This is a genomic window from Streptomyces sp. 2A115 (assembly GCF_052245575.1).
Taxonomy (GTDB): Bacteria; Actinomycetota; Actinomycetes; order Streptomycetales; family Streptomycetaceae; genus Streptomyces.
In genome coordinates this window covers 1-15958 of the sequence record NZ_JBQQCG010000098.1, presented here as the reverse complement: position 1 = coordinate 15958, position 15958 = coordinate 1, and the positions used below count along the sequence as shown (strand labels likewise).

The 15958-nt window shown below is 70.1% G+C and carries 14 protein-coding genes and 1 pseudogene; 6 read left to right on the top strand and 9 right to left on the bottom strand.

Translation table 11 applies throughout. From position 1 onward, the window contains the following. Positions 1–2: 2 nt before the first annotated feature. The gene (locus ACTWQR_RS47710; RefSeq protein WP_443233594.1) at positions 3–785 is read right to left on the bottom strand and encodes an ABC transporter ATP-binding protein; all 783 of its coding nucleotides are present in this window, start codon (positions 783–785) and stop codon (positions 3–5) included. 90 nt (positions 786–875) lie between these two features. Between ACTWQR_RS47710 and ACTWQR_RS47705 the strand changes: the two genes are divergently transcribed. The 4 genes from ACTWQR_RS47705 (at position 876) to ACTWQR_RS47690 (ending at position 5863) form a co-directional block, all read left to right on the top strand. Then, complete coding sequence (locus tag ACTWQR_RS47705; protein WP_443233593.1) at positions 876–1517, top strand: TetR/AcrR family transcriptional regulator; 642 nt, start codon at positions 876–878, stop codon at positions 1515–1517. A 126-nt stretch (positions 1518–1643) separates the two neighbouring features. Then, the gene (locus ACTWQR_RS47700; protein ID WP_443233592.1) at positions 1644–2492 is read left to right on the top strand and encodes a 3-hydroxyacyl-CoA dehydrogenase family protein; all 849 of its coding nucleotides are present in this window, start codon (positions 1644–1646) and stop codon (positions 2490–2492) included. A 189-nt stretch (positions 2493–2681) separates the two neighbouring features. Next, entirely contained in the window at positions 2682–3005 is a 324-nt protein-coding gene (locus ACTWQR_RS47695) for an STAS domain-containing protein (RefSeq protein ID WP_443233591.1), read from the top strand. Positions 3006–3277: 272 nt separating this feature from the next. Beyond that, complete coding sequence (locus tag ACTWQR_RS47690) at positions 3278–5863, top strand: ATP-binding protein (RefSeq protein ID WP_443233590.1); 2586 nt, start codon at positions 3278–3280, stop codon at positions 5861–5863. Positions 5864–5964: 101 nt separating this feature from the next. Here the strand turns inward: ACTWQR_RS47690 and nucS are convergent, their stop codons facing one another. Next, a complete protein-coding gene (gene nucS / locus ACTWQR_RS47685; protein ID WP_443233589.1) occupies positions 5965–6636 on the bottom strand; it encodes an endonuclease NucS in 672 nt (223 codons plus the stop codon). Between the two features lie 299 nt (positions 6637–6935). On the opposite strand from nucS, the gene ACTWQR_RS47680 reads away from it, so the two are divergent. Further along, on the top strand, positions 6936–7328 hold the full coding sequence (locus ACTWQR_RS47680; protein ID WP_149511509.1) for an SCO5389 family protein: 393 nt from the start codon (positions 6936–6938) through the stop codon (positions 7326–7328). A gap of 282 nt (positions 7329–7610) precedes the next feature. Here the strand turns inward: ACTWQR_RS47680 and ACTWQR_RS47675 are convergent, their stop codons facing one another. After that, positions 7611–8639: an LLM class flavin-dependent oxidoreductase gene (locus ACTWQR_RS47675; protein WP_443233588.1), complete on the bottom strand. Its 1029-nt coding sequence runs from the start codon at positions 8637–8639 to the stop codon at positions 7611–7613. 218 nt (positions 8640–8857) lie between these two features. On the opposite strand from ACTWQR_RS47675, the gene ACTWQR_RS47670 reads away from it, so the two are divergent. Further along, a complete protein-coding gene (locus ACTWQR_RS47670; RefSeq protein ID WP_443233587.1) occupies positions 8858–9196 on the top strand; it encodes an ATP/GTP-binding protein in 339 nt (112 codons plus the stop codon). Between the two features lie 27 nt (positions 9197–9223). Here ACTWQR_RS47670 and ACTWQR_RS47665 read toward each other — a convergent pair whose 3' ends face one another. The 6 genes and pseudogenes from ACTWQR_RS47665 to ACTWQR_RS47640 form a co-directional block, all read right to left on the bottom strand. Then, positions 9224–10072 carry an ABC transporter permease gene (locus ACTWQR_RS47665; RefSeq protein WP_443233586.1) on the bottom strand — a complete coding sequence of 283 codons (849 nt, stop codon included), beginning with the start codon at positions 10070–10072 and terminating at the stop codon, positions 9224–9226. Next, positions 10069–11298, bottom strand: coding sequence for an ABC transporter ATP-binding protein (locus ACTWQR_RS47660; RefSeq protein WP_443233585.1), 1230 nt, complete (start codon positions 11296–11298; stop codon positions 10069–10071). Before ACTWQR_RS47660 ends, ACTWQR_RS47665 begins: the two co-directional genes overlap by 4 nt. 156 nt (positions 11299–11454) lie before the next feature. After that, complete coding sequence (locus tag ACTWQR_RS47655; protein ID WP_443233584.1) at positions 11455–12225, bottom strand: ABC transporter permease; 771 nt, start codon at positions 12223–12225, stop codon at positions 11455–11457. A gap of 3 nt (positions 12226–12228) precedes the next feature. Next, positions 12229–13215 (bottom strand): ATP-binding cassette domain-containing protein, encoded by a 987-nt coding sequence (locus ACTWQR_RS47650; RefSeq protein ID WP_443233583.1) that lies wholly within the window; start codon positions 13213–13215, stop codon positions 12229–12231. Between the two features lie 128 nt (positions 13216–13343). Continuing rightward, positions 13344–14279, bottom strand: a complete 936-nt coding sequence (locus ACTWQR_RS47645) for a cellulose-binding protein (protein ID WP_443233582.1) — start codon at positions 14277–14279, stop codon at positions 13344–13346. Positions 14280–14483: 204 nt separating this feature from the next. After that, a pseudogene (locus ACTWQR_RS47640) lies at positions 14484–15947 on the bottom strand (hypothetical protein); the annotation flags it as partial. Between the last annotated feature and the right edge of the window lie 11 nt (positions 15948–15958).

Genomic DNA, 15958 nt, shown 5'->3' with positions numbered 1-15958 from the left:
TCCTATACGGCTATGGGGGTGGAGTCGGCCGGGGCGGAGCCGCGGCCGGTGATGGCGAGGAGCGTGTCCTGGAGCGTGGCGTCGATCGAGCCGCCGTACCGGAGCTTGAGCGCGCTCGGTGTCCCCTCGGCCACGACGACCCCCTTGTCCACGACGACGAGCCGGTCGGCGAGCGCGTCCGCCTCGTCGAGGTAGTGCGTGGTGAGGAAGACGGTCGTGCCGTACTCGTCGCGCAGCCGTCGTACGAGGTCCCAGAGGTCGGCCCGGCTGCCGGGGTCGAGCCCGGTCGTCGGCTCGTCGAGGAAGAGCACCTGCGGCCGGTGCGTGAGGCCGAGTGCGATGTCGAGGCGGCGTCGCTGGCCGCCGGAGAGCGAGGCCGTCTTCCGGCCGAGGAGGTCGGTGAGGTCCAGGTCGCGTGCCAGTTCCTCCGCGCGCTCGGCCGCCTGAGATTTCGTCAGGCGGTAGAGCCGTCCCTGGGTGGTGAGTTCCTCGCGTACCGAGATCTGGGGATCGACGCCGCCCGACTGGGCGACATAGCCGCACGCCCGGCGTACCCCCGCCGGGTCGGTGGCGAGGTCGTGGCCCGCGACTGTGGCGGCGCCGCCGGTGGGGGCGAGCAGGGTCGTGAGCATCCGGAGGGTGGTTGTCTTGCCCGCTCCGTTCGGGCCGAGGAAGCCGAGGATCTCTCCTGGTTCGACGGTCAGGTCGATACCGCGGACCGCTTCGACGGGACCGCGTTTGGTGTGGAAGGTCCGGGCGAGGCCGGCCGTGCTGATGATGGGCATGCCACAAGGAAAACAGAGTCACTTAAATTTTGCAACGCCACCAAAATTTCACCATCACCAAGAATCCTTGATCCGGCCTACGATGAAGCCATGGCAGAAGGGCTCAGGGAGCGGAAGAAGCGCGAGACCAGGCAGCGCATCTCGGACATCGCCACAGGGCTGTTCCTGGAGCACGGCTTCGTCACGGTGACCATGGCCGACGTCGCGGACGCGGCCGACGTCTCCGTGAACACCGTCTACAACTACTTCCCGGCCAAGGAAGACCTCTTCTTCGACCGCAGCGAGGGCATCGTCGACCGCCTCTCGCGCTGGGTGCGTGCCCGTCCCGCGGGGGAGTCCGCCGTCGCCGCCGTCCTGCGCGAGCTGCGCGACGAGGTCGAGGCGGTCTCGCCCCGGGTCGGTCTGATGGAGGGCTACGACCGCTTCATGCGCGTCATCCACGGCGCGCCCGCCCTCCGGTCCCACCTGTGGAGCCTCCAGCAGGAGGTCCGTGACGACCTGGAGGCGACCCTGCGCGAGGAGACGGGTGCGGCCCCCGCTGATCCGGTGCCGGGTCTGATGGCCGGCCAGATCGGCTGGGTCCAGGAGACGGTCATGTCCGCCATCGGCCGCCAGATGATGGCCGGACGCGATCCGGTCGAAGTGTCCCGCGAGGTGCTGACACTGCTCGACGACATGGAGGACCTTTTGAGCGAGAAAGTCCTCAACTACGCCGTACGGGCGGCGGAATGACCCAAGCCGGTGTGATGTCCGTCCTATGGCACGTGACGCGCATTACTTACCGGTCACACAGCTCCTCACGAGCGCTAGGGTCCGCCGGAGAGGCATACATAAGCAGCGTGTTAGGGGAGTCGGACAGTGGCACGGAAGCTCGCCGTCATCGGCGCCGGACTCATGGGTTCCGGTATCGCCCAGGTCTCCGCACAGGCCGGGTGGGACGTCGTCCTGCGGGATGTCACCGATGAGGCACTCACCCGTGGCACCGACGGCATCAAGGCCTCGTACGACAGGTTCGTGAACAAGGGCAAGCTGGCGGCGGCCGACGCGGAAGCGGCCCTCGCGCGCATCACCACGACCACCGACCTCGACGCGGTCGCCGACGCCGACATCGTCGTCGAGGCCGTCTTCGAGAAGCTGGAAGTCAAGCACGAGATCTTCCGCGCGCTCGACAAGCTGGTGAAGGACGAGACCGTACTCGCCTCCAACACCTCCGCCATCCCGATCACCAAGATCGCGGCGGCCACCGAGCGCCCGGAGCGGGTCGTCGGCGTCCACTTCTTCTCGCCGGTCCCGATGATGCAGCTGTGCGAACTCGTGCGCGGCTACAAGACCAGCGACGAAACCCTCGCCACCGCACGGGAGTTCGCCGAGTCGGTCGGCAAGACCTGCATCGTCGTCAACCGCGACGTGGCGGGCTTCGTGACCACCCGGCTCATCTCGGCGCTCGTCGTCGAGGCGGCCAAACTGTACGAGTCCGGCGTGGCCACCGCCGAGGACATCGACCTCGCCTGCAAGCTGGGCTTCGGCCACGCCATGGGGCCGCTCGCCACCGCCGACCTGACGGGCGTCGACATCCTTCTGCACGCCACGAGCAACATCTACACGGAGTCCCAGGACGAGAAGTTCGCCCCGCCGGAGCTGATGCGCCGGATGGTTGACGCCGGTGACATCGGGCGTAAGAGCGGGCAGGGCTTCTACACGTACTGATTCACGACGTACTGATTCACGCTGATACACGTACTGACCCCGCGGTGACCTTTACTCGGTCACTCCCCGGGGTGAATTCGGTATCGGTTCGCTTACAGAGGGCAACTTCTGCCCCGGTACGGCAGTCAGTCCTGGCAACACAGGACACGAGAAGACGCTGAGCACGAAACGCACTCTCGGGGAGCGCATATGCACATCAGGGGCGACCACGTCGAGCTGGTCGTCGGGGGCCGCCTCGACGTCGTCAGCGCGGCGGACGCCCGTACGGTCCTGCACTCGGCTGTCGACGACGGAGCCGGCGACCTGGTGCTCGACCTGTCAGAGCTGGACTCCTGGGACGCCACCGGGCTCGGTGTCATCATGGGGGCCCACCGGCGGGCGGGGCGGTGCGGCCGTCGGCTTGTGCTGCGCGGCGTCCCGCCGCAGATGCAGCGCCTGCTCGTGGCGACCCGGCTGCACCGGATCCTGGCGATCGAGGGCGGTATCGGGGTCGAGTCGCTGCCGCGGGTGTGAGAAGCCGCGAGTGTGAGAGGGCGCGGGTGGAGATGCCTCTGATGGGAGAAATCGCCCCGGGTGCAAGAACGGCTCGCACAATCCTCACGAAGCTGTGACGTCTCGGACGGCGCGGTACCCCGTGTGTTCGTAGATACTGTGCGAAGGTTTAGGGTTCGGCTGCCCGCTGCTTGACGAACCCGTCGGTGGGCACCGGACCAGAAGCGACAGCGCAGTGTGCAGCAAGGCCGGGAGGGGCTCGGCACACCACGCTTTTGGGGGGCTTGGACCTTATGGACCCGATGAACCGGGGACCCGAAGAGTATGGCCACGACGACGGCTCGGCGGCGCGACAGCGCCCGCCGCGCGATCCGCTGACGCACGCCCTGGGGCAGGGAAACGCCCAGCACACGCCGGCACTCGCCCGCACCGTTCAACTCGTGTCGGGGGAACACCTTCTCACCGTCAATCCCGTCGACGGCAGCGAGATCGAGCTCTGCCCACCGGGCGAGCGGCCGCCTCGGCCCACGAAGTTCAGTGCCACCGAGCGCGCCGAGCTGGCCCGCGCCGCACGGCCGCCCGTACCACCGGGGCCAACGCTGCCCAGGCTGCCGCTCCTGGAGCGCCAGGAGGAGCGTGAGCGGCTCGTACGCCTGCTTGCGCGCGGGCGCTCCGTACGGCTCACCGGGCCCTCGGGTTCGGGCCGCACCGCGCTCCTGGACGCCGTGGGCGACGACTGCGCGGACCTCGCGCCCGACGGCGTGGTACGCCTCAGCGGCCACCGCCGCACGGTCGACGACGTGCTGCACGACCTCTTCGCCGCCGTCTACAACGCACCGCTGTACCGGCCGGAACGGGACGAACTGTTCGCTCTCGTCCGCGAGATCGGCGCGGTCGTCGTCCTCGACGACGTGGAGTTCGGCGGCGGCGCGCTCGACGAACTGCTCCACACCACGCCCGAGTGCGCCTTCCTGATCTCCGCGACGCCCGAGATCGCGGCACCGTCCACCGACTCGCTCCTCGAAGAGGTCTTCCTCGGCGGCCTCGGCCGCAGTGGCGGTCTCGAACTGCTGGAGCGAGCCGTCGGACGCGTGCTGACCGAGGACGAGGCGAACTGGGCGGGCGACCTCTGGTTCGAGTCCGAGGGACTGCCGCTGCGCTTCGTGCAGGCCGGCGCGCTCCTTCGGCAGCGCGACCAGCTGCGCGCCGACCCGAACGCCTTCGACGAGTTCGGCTACTACGAGGACGCGCCCGTGGACGCGCCCTTCGACGCCGAGGACGGCCACGACGTACCGCTGCCGTCGCTCGCCGAGGGCGCCGCGCCCGCCGCGCTGCTCGCGTCCCGGCTCAGCGAGTCGGCGCGTACCACGCTGCGCTTCGCGGTCGCGCTGGGCGGCGAGGTGCCGCACCAGGCGCATCTGCCCGCGCTGGTGGGGGACACGCACGCGGACGCCGCGCTCGCGGAGCTGGTCGGCTGCGCCCTCGTCACACCGGTCGGCTCGCACTACCGGCTCGCGGCCGGCGTGGGGACCCAGCTGGAGGCCGTCGGGTACGCGTCCGACGCCGAGGAGAAGGCGGACGCCGCGGCGCGGCACTACACCTGGTGGGCCGGGCATCCGTCGGTCACACCCGAGCGGGTCGCCGCCGAGGCGGACGCCGTGCTCGCGGCGCTGGCCGCGGTGGTGCCGGTCACCATGCCGCCTGCCGAGGACGAGGAGAGCGCCGGCGCCGTGCGGCTGGCCCGTGCGGCCGCTCCCGCGTTCGCCGCGGGGCTGCACTGGGGTGCCTGGGAGCGCGCGCTGCGCTCGGGCACCGAGGCGGCCCGGCTCTCCGCCGAGGTCTCGGATCAAGCCTATTTCCACCACGAGTTGGGGATCCTCGCGTTCTGCGTCGGGGAACTCGACCTGGCCCGCACCGAACTGGAGGCCTCCATCGGGCTGCGCGGCGCCCTCGCCGACAAGCGCGGCACCGTGTCGGGCCGTCGCGCCCTCGCCCTGGTCGCGGACCGCTCCGGTGGCACGCCACCGGCCGGTATCGGTTCGACGGCGGGCGAGGAGGTGCCCGACGCGCGGTACGAGGAGTCGGCGTCGCCGCCCGGTGGCGTACCGGCCGCGTTCACGTCCGTCCCGTCGCTCCAACAGCCCGGCGAGCCCTCGACGTTGATCACGCGCCGGACCGGACCCACTTCCTCGTCGAAGCCCAGCCGCGTCAAGGGACTGGTCAACGGCACCCGGCGCAATCTGGTGGCCGCCGGCGCGGGCGCGCTCCTGGCCGCCGTGCTCGGCACCGTAGTGACGCTCGGCGCGACCTCGAATCCCGACGACAACACCCCGTCGAACGAGGTCGGCGTCAACCCGTCGGCCAGCGCGGGCGAGGACGGCAGCGGACTCGGCGCGGACCGCCCGCAGAAGGACAGCGGCGACGACTCGGACTCGACGAGCCGTCCGACCGACCCGGGGGAGGACGGGATCGCGGGGACCTCCGACGACCCGACGCCGACTTCGAGCACCGAGCCGTCGGACGACCCGAGCGGGTCGAAGGATCCGAGCGACCCGGCCACGTCTCCGTCGAAGCCGACCACGAGCAGGCCGCCGTCCTCCAGCAGGCCGCCGTCTTCGTCGAGGCCGCCGACCAGCCAGTCGCCGACGCCCTCACCGACGTCGCCGACACCGACGGGTACGGAGCCCTCCGGGGAGCCGACCGAGCCGTCGGATCCCCCGCCGCCGCCACCGGGGGACACGAGCTCGGCCAGCGGGCCGGCCACCAGCGCCCCGCAGTCCAGCCCGGCCGAGAGCAGCAGCTCCGCGAGCGGCCCGGCGGACAGCAGCGCACCCGGGTCGCCGACTGGTTCCGGTACGAGCAGTACGTCGGTCATCTGACAGCCGAACACCACGACAGAGGGCCGGGTCCGCCACAGGACCCGGCCCTCTCGTCCGTACCCGGTACCTACGCGCGTACCTGGTCCCTACGCGTCGGAACGTCAGAACAACCGCAACTTGTCGTCCTCGATACCGCGCAGCGCGTTGTAGTCGAGGACGGTGCAGCCGATGCCGCGGTCCGTGGCGAGGACGCGGGCCTGCGGCTTGATCTCCTGGGCCGCGAAGATGCCGCGGACCGGCGCGAGGTGCGGGTCGCGGTTCAACAGCTCCAGATAGCGCGTGAGTTGCTCCACGCCGTCGATCTCGCCGCGTCGCTTGATCTCCACGGCGACGGTCTGGCCGTCGGCGTCGCGGCAGAGGATGTCGACCGGGCCGATGGCCGTCATGTACTCGCGGCGGATCAGCGAGTAGCCCTCGCCGAGGGTCTCGATGCGGTCGGCGAGGAGTTCCTGCAGGTGTGCTTCCACGCCGTCCTTGATCAGGCCGGGGTCCACGCCGAGTTCGTGCGAGGAGTCGTGGAGGATCTCCTCCATCGTGATGATGAGCTTCTCGCCCGCCTTGTTGATGACGGTCCAGACCCCCTTGTCGTCCCCCGAGCCCTCCTTCAGGGTGCAGGGCGGCGACATCCAGTTGAGGGGCTTGTAGGCCCGGTCGTCCGCGTGGATCGAGACACTGCCGTCCGCCTTCACCAGGATGAGGCGGGGTGCCGACGGGAGATGGGCGGTGAGCCGGCCCGCGTAATCAACGGAGCAGCGGGCAATGACGAGACGCATGGTCGGCAACGCTACTCGACCGGCGAGGGTCCACGCGATCCGGCCGGGGTTCCGCCGGAGGTCCCCTTGACCGGAACTCATTTGGCTCGCCCCTGTTTCCCCGGATAAGCCCTGTTCGAAAGTGGCCGGTTGTGTGCACGTTGAGTCCTCTCGGTGTTCCCAATGTCCTGGTGCGGCCACGAACAGTTGCTTACCGTAGAAACGGGAGGTCGCGACGCGTGTACTCAGCGTGTTCGATGTCGCGATCTCCTTTCCGGTCCGTCAACCCCTTCTCGCGAGGGGGTGCGAGAGGAGAACCCATGTCGCTGGACGTCTCACCGGCCCTACTCGAGAAGGCCGAGCGAGGCGAGGTCGACGAAGCGGAATTCGTCGACTGCGTCCGGACCTCCCTGCCCTACGCATGGGAGATGATCAGCTCCCTGGTGGCCCAGCTGAAGGTGGACGGCGGCAACTTCGCCGACAACCAGACGCCTCCGCCGGACGAGCAGGCGCGTGGCCAGCTGCTGCGTGCGCTCGCGAGTGACGCGATACGCGGCGCGCTGCAGCGGCACTTCGGAGTGCGGCTGGCCTTCCAGAACTGCCACCGTGTGGCGGTGTTCCCGCTGGATGGCTCGGTGGACGACACCCTGGCCCGCTTCACCTCGGTGCGCAGTCAGCTGCTGAACCAGTCGCCGGAGTTCCGGGACTGCTGACGCAGCGCTGCCGCACGGCTTGCCGCCTCGTACGCGGGAGGTGCATTTGTACTGGGGCGGCAAGCTCCCCGAGGGGTGGGCAGGTTCGGCGCGGGTGCGGGCCGGTTCCGATCGGCACGGGCCAGTTCCGTTCGAATGCGGGTCAGTTCTGACCGGACCCGGGTCTGTGCTGACAGGGCCTGGGTCTGTCCTGTTCGGGCGCAGACCAGTTCCGGCCGGACCTGGGTCTGTCCCGACCGGACGTTGGTGACACGGACCCGTCCGGCTCGGGCGCGGCCCCGCTCACCGCAGCCGTGGCAGTACCTCGCCCCCCAGCCGCCGTACGTTCTCCTCCGTCGCCGCCAGGTCGCCGGAGCCCTCGACCAGCAGCGCGAAGCGGGTGATCCCCGTGCGCTCCGAGGTCGCGGCGAGGCGGTCGGCGCACAGGCGCGGTGTGCCCACGGGGTGGAGCCCGCAGAGCAGTTCGGTGTACGCCAGGGGATCCCGCATCGAGCGCGCGCGGCCGTCCACCGTCACATGGGCGTCGAGCCCCTGCTTCAGCCAGCCCGGCATGGCCTTGAGGAGAGTCTCGACCGCGTCGGTGCGCCGGTCCGCGATCTGCGCGATGCCGGCCGAGACATGGGCCGCGCCCGCGATCTCCTCGGGCGAGAACCCGGCGGCCCGCGCGTGGGTGCGCCACAGCGCGACCATTTCGGCCTTCTCCTCGTCCCCGACATGCATCCCGAGCAGCATCGCCAGCCCGCGCTCGGCGGCCATCCGGACACTCGCCGGAGAAGTGCAGGCGACGACGATCTCGGGTACCTCGCCGCCGGTGAGGGCCTCCGACGGCCTGGGCACGACTGCCACTTCACGGAAGCCGAAGCGCTCCGAGCCGCCCGCGACGGACGGTTCGCGCAACCAGCGCACCAGCAGATCGAGTGATTCCGGGAACCCCTTCTCGTACGCATCGAGGCCCGACCCGAAGACCTCCAGGTCGACCCACGGGCCGCCGCGTCCCACCCCGAGCGAGAAGCGCCCGCCGGACGTCACGTGCAGCAGCGCGGCCTGCTCGCCGAGGGCCACGGGGTGCACGGTGGGCAGCACGCTGACCGCCGTACCGACGCGGATGCGACGGGTGCGGCCGAGCAGCAACGCGGCGAGGGTGACGGCCGACGGGCAGGTCCCGTACGGCACGAAGTGGTGCTCGGCCAGCCAGACCGCGTCGAGCCCCGCCTCCTCGGCGACCTCCGCCGACCGCACCGCGCGGTGCAGCGCCTCCCCCTGACCCTGTCCCGGGAACTGGGCCGCCAGTACAAAACTTCCTACGCGCATCGCACTCCTGCCTCCTTGTGTCGACGCGACTCCCCCACCCCGCATAACCGTCTGACACGTGCCAAAGACACGGCCTGGCGGGGAGATTGGCAGATTTTCTGCAGAATGAGCCGGTCGTGCGAGGAATCTGTGGGGGCCGGCGTAGTACGCCTACCCATAGGCGCGCCGCGTAGGCTGGACACGGCCCGTGCTCCCTGTATAGCTCCGTGAGGTGTCCTGTGTCCCCGCGTCGCAACCGTCCCAATGGCGCCGGTGGCTCCCCCCGGAGCGCGTCCGCGGACTCCGACCCGTCCGACCGCTACGGAGGCTGGCAGTCCTCGGAGAGCTGGCAGGGCGAGGCATGGAGCGTGCGTCATGTGGCGGGTGGCAGCGCGCAGGGAAAGACGTACCGCTGCCCAGGCTGCGACCAGCAGATTCCCTCCGGGGTTCCGCACGTGGTGGCCTGGCCCGAGCACTCCGGCGTGGACGAGCGGCGCCACTGGCACAAGTCGTGCTGGAACGCGAAGGACCGCCGCACCACGCGGGTGCAGCGGCCCCGGAACGCGCCGAGGTTCTAGGCACCTGAACCCCCGGCCCTCGAACGCCTACACGTCCCGCCTCTCCAGCAGCGCGTAGGCCCCGGCGATCGCCGCGGCGGTCACGCCGGCGAGCAGGGCGAGCTGGGAGCCGCCGCCGCCGTTGTCGCTGTCGAGCTGGAAGATCTGGGCGAGCGCGTTGGGGGCGTTGTACTCCTGCATCTTCTCGCCGATGGTGCGCATGCTCTCGGACATCATCAGGAACGCGGGCAGGATCGCGGGCACCAGCACGACACCGAGCATCGAGGTGATCGCGCCCGCCGAGTGCCGCAGCATCGAGCCGACCGCGAGTGCGAGCACGCCCAGCAACGACACGTACAGCGCGCCGATCAGGACGGTCCCGCCCCACTCGTTGTCCGACGCCCCGCCGTGCATGCCCGACGTGACCAGTCCGACGAACCCGATGGCGAAGGCCGACACGACGAACGCGACGACGAAGAAGATCAGCAGCTTGGCGGTGAGCACCCGGTAGCGCTGGGGCGACGCCGTGAACGTCGTACGGATCATGCCCGTGCCGTACTCCGACGAGACCACCAGCACGCCCAGCGTGATCAGGCAGATCTGCCCGAGGATCAGACCGAAGAAGGCGGGGATGGTGTACGGGACCTCCGCGTAGTCGGCGTCGCTCGTCTGGGCGGCGACCAGGAGGCCGATGCCGACGACCAGGAGCAGGAAGACGCCGAGCGTCCACATCGTGGAGCGCACCGACTTGATCTTCGTCCACTCGGAGGCGAGCGCGTGTCCGAGATGGGTGCCCGTGACGGGAATCGGCGAGGTGTACGAAGTTCCGGGCGCCGCCTGCCAGTTGGGGGCAGGGGCGGCCTGCTGCTGCATCTGGTGCTGGGGCGGCGTGCTCATCGGGCGTCCTCGGGCTTGGTCAGGTCGGGGGCGGCGGGCTGGGCCGATGCGGCCTGGGCGTACGGGTTCGGCTGGGGGCTGCCCGCTGGGGCGCCGGGAGCGGCCTGGGCGCCGCCGTACGGGCCCGGGGCGCCCTGAGCGCCGTACGGGCCCGCGGGCGGCTGTCCCTGCGGCATCGCGAACGGCTGCCCGCCCTGCTGGGGCGGCGGCGGGGCGTACCAGCCCGGCTGGCCCTGGCCCGGCACCGGCATCTGCTGCGGCGGCATCATGCCCGGCGGCAGCTCCTGCTGCAGCCCGGCCCGCTGGTCGATGGTGGAGCGGTAGTCGACGGCGCCCTGCGTCATCCGCATGTACGCCTCCTCCAGCGAGGCCTGGTGCGGGGAGAGCTCCCACAGGCGTACGCCGGCGTCGTGCGCGAGGTCGCTGATGCGGGGCAGCGGCAGGCCGGTGACGCGCAGCGCGCCGTCCTGCTCCGGCAGCACCTGGCCGCCCGCCTCGGTCAGCGCCGCCGTCAGCTTCTCGCGTTGCTGCGGCTCGGTGTCCGGGACACGGAGGCGCGCGAAGTCGGCGGAGTTGTGCGAGATGAAGTCACGCACGCTCATGTCGGCGAGCAGCTGACCGCGGCCGATCACGATGAGGTGGTCCGCGGTGACGGCCATCTCGCTCATGAGGTGGGAGGACACGAAGACGGTCCGGCCCTCCGCGGCCAGGGACTTCATCAGGTTCCGCACCCACAGGATGCCCTCGGGGTCGAGGCCGTTGACCGGCTCGTCGAAGAGCAGCACCTGAGGGTCGCCGAGCAGCGCGGCCGCGATGCCGAGGCGCTGGCCCATGCCGAGCGAGAAGCCCTTGGAGCGCTTTCTCGCCACCTCCTGGAGCCCGACGACACCCAGCACCTCGTCCACTCTGCGGGCCGGGATGCCCGACAGCTGCGCGAGACACAGCAGGTGGTTGCGGGCGTGCCGGCCGCCGTGCACCGCCTTGGCGTCGAGAAGCGCACCGACCTGGCGGGGGGCGTTGGGCAGCTTGCGGTACGGATAGCCGCCGATCGTCACCTGCCCGGCGCTGGGGTTGTCGAGTCCGAGGATCATCCGCATAGTCGTCGACTTGCCCGAGCCGTTGGGCCCGAGGAAGCCGGTGACGGCACCGGGCCGCACCTGGAAGGAAAGGTCGTACACGGCCGTCTTGTCGCCGTAGCGCTTGGTCAGGCCGACTGCCTCGATCATTCTCCGCACCCATCGAAAGCTTCAGGACAGCAGGGCACACGCCCCCGTAAGGGTTAGGAGGATAGCGGGGCGCTGACGGTTCCCTTCAAGAAGCGGCAAAACCTCAGGGGGCCGAACGGGCGATGCCGACTGTGCGGGGGCGCGGCGGGTGCGGGGCTAGGCATCTCGTCTCTTGAGGAGGGTGTAGCCCCCGATGAGGGCCGCGGCCACCCACAGCACCATGATCGCGAGTCCGCCCCACGGGCCGTACGGAGTGTCGTCGTCGACCGGGGTCACCACCTGCATGATCTTGCTGCCGGCCTGGTCGGGGAGATAACGGCCGACCTTCTCGGTCGCGGAGACATTGCCCAGGATGTTGGAGATCAGGAAGAAGAACGGCATCAGGATGCCGAGAGAGAGCATCGGCGAGCGCAGCATCGCGGCCACGCCCATCGAGAACATCGCGATGAGGGTCATGTAGACGCCGCCGCCGATGACCGCGCGCAGCACACCCGCGTCACCGATGGACGCCTTGTGGGAGCCCAGCATGGCCTGTCCGAGGAAGAAGGCGACGAAGCTCGTGACGAGGGCGACGGCAAAGGCCAGGCCGGTCGCCACCACGATCTTGCCGAAGAGGAAGGTGCCGCGCTGCGGGACCGCGGAGAGCGAGGTGCGGATCATGCCGGTGCTGTACTCGTTCGACACGACCAGCACGCCGAACACGATCATCGCCAGCTGACCCAGACTCATGCCCGCGAAACTGGTGAACGTCGGATCGAAGGAGAGCTTGTCGTCCCGGCTCAGGCTGTCGAACTCGCTCTTCGACAGGGCCGAGATCAGCATGCCGAGGGCGATCGTGACGACCACGGCGAGACCGAGTGTCCACACCGTGGACGCCACCGACCGGACCTTGGTCCACTCGGACCGGACGACCTGGGTCGCGGCCATGGTTCAGCCCTTCTTCCAGTCGCTGCCCCACTGCTGGGGCGGCGGCGGGGCGGCAACGGCACGGGGATGGCCATCAGACGGTGTGGCGGAGTGCGCGTGGTACTCCACCGACTCCGCCGTCAGCCCCATGAACGCCTCCTCCAAGGACGCCTGTTGGGGACTCAGCTCGTGCAGCACGAGCTGGTGCTGCGCCGCGAGCTCACCGATGCGCTCGGGCTTCCCGCCGTCCACTTCGAGCGTCCCGTCGCCCGTCTCGACGACGGTGATCCCGGCCCCGTACAGCACGTCCAGCAGCCGCTCGCGCTGCGGGGAGCGGATCCGTACGTACGAGCGTGAGTTCCGCCGGATGAAGTCGGCCATGGAGGTGTCGGCGAGCAGCCGGCCCTGGCCGATCACGACGAGGTGGTCGGCGGTCAGCGCCATCTCGCTCATCAGGTGCGAGGAGACGAAGACCGTACGCCCCTGCGCCGCGAGCGACTTCATGAGGTTCCGGATCCAGTGGATGCCCTCGGGGTCGAGCCCGTTGACCGGCTCGTCGAACATCAGGATTTGCGGGTCGCCGAGCAGCGCGCCCGCGATGCCCAGCCGCTGCCCCATACCGAACGAGAAACCCTTCGCCTTCTTACGGGCCACCGGAGTGAGACCCACCGTGTCGAGGACCTCGTGCACCCTGCTCTTCGGAATGCCGTTGCTCTGCGCGAGACACAAGAGGTGATTGAAGGCGCTGCGGCCGCCGTGCATGCCCTTGGCGTCGAGAAGGGCGCCGATGTACTTCAGCGGGTCCTTGAGCCGGTCGTAGTGGTGCCCATCGATCCGCACGTCCCCGGCGGTCGGCCGGTCGAGCCCGAGCATCATCCGCATCGTCGTGGACTTCCCGGCGCCGTTGGGCCCCAGAAACCCGGTGACTATCCCCGGCCGCACGGCGAATGTCAGACGGTTCACCGCCACTTTCTCGCCGAACCGCTTGGTAAGCCCTTCAAGCTCGATCATGCGCCAACGCTAAAACGGCACAAAGCCCCCTGCCACTTCAAGGCAGGAGGCTTCGCGAGGCGCCCTCAAGGGGCGCGGGGAACTGCGCGACCAGTCACAACGGACCCGCAGATCCCCACAAACAGCACTTACCGGGTCTGCTGCGCCGGCACACCACGCGAGATCGGCTCGTCCTCGGCCGGCGTACCCGCGGCGGCGACCGCCGCACCGGTGAGCGTCGCGAGCATCTCGCGCACGTTCGTGAGCTGCGCGTTGATCGAGTCGCGACGGTTCGTCAGAGCCGCCAGCTCCCGCTCGGATTCCGAACGGATCCGGTCCGCCTTGGCGTTCGCGTCGGCCACGATGTCCTCGGCCTGGCGCTGAGCCGTCTCGACCGTCTGACGGGCACGACGCTCCGCGTCCGTACGCAGCTTCTCGGCCTCCAGGCGGAGCTGCTCCGCGCGGTGCTCGATCTCCGCGAGGCGCTTCTCGGCCTTGGCCTGACGCGAAGCCAGGTCGCGCTCGGACTGCTCGCGGCGCTTGGCGAGGTTCGTCTCGAAGTCGGCGGCGGCCTGAGCGGCCTTCGCGCGGGTCTCCTCGAAGAGGGCGTCCGCCTCCTCGCGCTTGGACTGCGCGTCCTTCTGCGCCTCCTGGCGCAGCTGAGAGGCGTCGGACTTCGCCTTCTCGACGATCCGGACGCCCTCGTCCTCAGCCTTGGACTTGCGGTCCGCAGCGAACGATTCTGCGTCGTTACGCACCTGCTGGGCCGCCGACTCGGCGAGCTCACGGTGCTGTTCGGCCGCGCGACGGGCCTCCTCGCGCAGGTCCTTCGCCTCCTCCTCGGCGAGGCGGAGGATCTTCTCGACGCGCGCGCCGAGACCCGCGTACGACGGTTCGGCGTCGCTGACCTGGGCCTGGGCGTTCTGCGTCTCGAGGTGGAGTTCCTCGATGCGCTTTTCCAGGGCGGTGATGCGGGCCAGAGCGCTGTCACGGTCGGAGACGAGCTTCGAGATGCGTTCGTCCACCTGAGCGCGGTCGTACCCACGCCGCACAAGCTCGAAGCCGTAGGGGGAAGTGTCGCTCATGGGGTTCCTGTCGAATGAGACCGGTGAGGTGATAGGTGGAATCCTAGGGGTCAAGGCGGCGTGTCATCGAGCAAAGGCCCGATTGATATGGAGAATGACACCCTTTTTGGTGGCTGACCGCCGGAGCGCTTGCCAGAGACTTTGCTGAAGTTCCGTTCAAGCGCGGCTGAAGCTCCCTGACAAGCACGGAAGTCGTGCCTTTGGCTAGCCCTCCGACGGTTTGCCACCCGAACGAGTCGCACCGGCCGCAGCACCCGCCTTGACGCCGCCGTCCTTGCCACTCGACGGGGCCTCGAAAGACTCCAACGCCTCAAGAACGTCCTGGACACGGGAGATTTCGGCATTGATGTCCTGGCGGCGGCGGACCAGCACCTCGAGCTCGCGCCTGCCCTCCTCGACCGCGGCCCGCGCTTCGCGCACGGCCTCGGACCTGATCTCCTCGGCCTCGGTGATGAGCGCGGCCTTCTTCTGCTCGGCCTCCTTGAGGAGCCCCTCCGCCTTTCGTACGGCGGCGATACGGACCTTGCTCGCCTCGGAACTGGCCTCGGCGACGAGGTCCTTGGCCTTCGCCTCCGCTTCCTTCAGCTGGTCCTCGGCCGCCTTCACCAACGCGTCGCAGCGCTCGCCGGCCGCCTTCATCGTCTCGGCGGACTCGCGGCGGGCCCGCTCGTGCAGCTCCTCGATCTCGCCGGTGATCCGGTCGCGCAGCTCCTCCGCGCGCTCCCTTATCGCCGTGGCGTCCCGGCGCGCGCCGACCAGCAGCTCGTCCGCGTCCGTACGAGCCCGCTCCACCAGGGAGTTGCCCTCGACGGTCGCCTCGGAGACCAGCCGCTCGGCCTCGTTGCGGGCCGCGCCCACCATCGTGTCGGCCTGCGCCTCGGCGTCCGCGGTGGTCTTGTGCGCGGTCTGCTGGGACTCCGTCATCAGCTTGTCGGCCTCGGCGGTCGTCTCCGTGATCAGCTTGTCGACCTGCTCGGCCGCCTCGGAGCGCCGCTTGTTGGCCTCCTTGCGCGCCTCGTCCAGCGTGCTGTCGGCCTCGTCGCGCGCGTTCGACATGAGCCGGTCGGCCTCCGCCGCCGCCTCCGTCTTGACGCGCTCCGCCTCCGAACGCATCCGCTCGGCGTGCTGCTGCGCGGAGCCGACCGTCTCGGCCGCCTCGGCGCGCAGCCGCTCCGCGTCGCTCGTCGCGTCAGAGATCAGCTTCTCGGCCTTCGCCACGGACTCGGTGCGGACCCGCTCCGCCTCCGCGTTCGTCTCCGAGGCGAGCCGCTCCGCCTCGGACGTCGCCTCGGTGATGAGCGTGTCCGCCTGCGTCGCCGCGTCGGACCGGATGCGGTTGGCGTCCTCGCGGGCCTCGGCCCGGCTGCGCGACGCGTCCTGCTCGGCCGACGCGATGGTCTCCGACGCCTCCGTGCGAGCCCGCTGGGCGTACTCGGAGGCGTCCGAACGCAGCCGCTCCGACTCGGTGATCGCCTCCGAAACCGTGCGTTCGGCAAGGGCCTTGGCGGCCTCCGCCTCCTCCCGCGCCTCGCGCCGGACGCGGTTGCCGTCCTCGGTGGCCCGCTCCCGCTCCGCGTACGCGTCGGCGCGGACCCGGTCCGCCTCCTCCTGCGCCTCGGTACGGACGCGCTCCGCCACGTGCTCGGCGGCGTTGCGCAGGCCCGCGATCTACTCCTGGG

What these genes read in the sequence shown, in the direction of transcription:
- ACTWQR_RS47710 (WP_443233594.1), bottom strand. Translation starts at nt 785, where the DNA reads ATGCCCATCATCAGCACGGCCGGCCTCGCCCGGACCTTCCACACCAAA.
- ACTWQR_RS47705 (WP_443233593.1), top strand. Translation starts at nt 876, where the DNA reads ATGGCAGAAGGGCTCAGGGAGCGGAAGAAGCGCGAGACCAGGCAGCGC.
- ACTWQR_RS47695 (WP_443233591.1), top strand. Translation starts at nt 2,682, where the DNA reads ATGCACATCAGGGGCGACCACGTCGAGCTGGTCGTCGGGGGCCGCCTC.
- ACTWQR_RS47690 (WP_443233590.1), top strand. Translation starts at nt 3,278, where the DNA reads ATGGACCCGATGAACCGGGGACCCGAAGAGTATGGCCACGACGACGGC.
- nucS (WP_443233589.1), bottom strand. Translation starts at nt 6,636, where the DNA reads ATGCGTCTCGTCATTGCCCGCTGCTCCGTTGATTACGCGGGCCGGCTC.
- ACTWQR_RS47680 (WP_149511509.1), top strand. Translation starts at nt 6,936, where the DNA reads ATGTCGCTGGACGTCTCACCGGCCCTACTCGAGAAGGCCGAGCGAGGC.
- ACTWQR_RS47675 (WP_443233588.1), bottom strand. Translation starts at nt 8,639, where the DNA reads ATGCGCGTAGGAAGTTTTGTACTGGCGGCCCAGTTCCCGGGACAGGGT.
- ACTWQR_RS47665 (WP_443233586.1), bottom strand. Translation starts at nt 10,072, where the DNA reads ATGAGCACGCCGCCCCAGCACCAGATGCAGCAGCAGGCCGCCCCTGCC.
- ACTWQR_RS47660 (WP_443233585.1), bottom strand. Translation starts at nt 11,298, where the DNA reads ATGATCGAGGCAGTCGGCCTGACCAAGCGCTACGGCGACAAGACGGCC.
- ACTWQR_RS47655 (WP_443233584.1), bottom strand. Translation starts at nt 12,225, where the DNA reads ATGGCCGCGACCCAGGTCGTCCGGTCCGAGTGGACCAAGGTCCGGTCG.
- ACTWQR_RS47650 (WP_443233583.1), bottom strand. Translation starts at nt 13,215, where the DNA reads ATGATCGAGCTTGAAGGGCTTACCAAGCGGTTCGGCGAGAAAGTGGCG.
- ACTWQR_RS47645 (WP_443233582.1), bottom strand. Translation starts at nt 14,279, where the DNA reads ATGAGCGACACTTCCCCCTACGGCTTCGAGCTTGTGCGGCGTGGGTAC.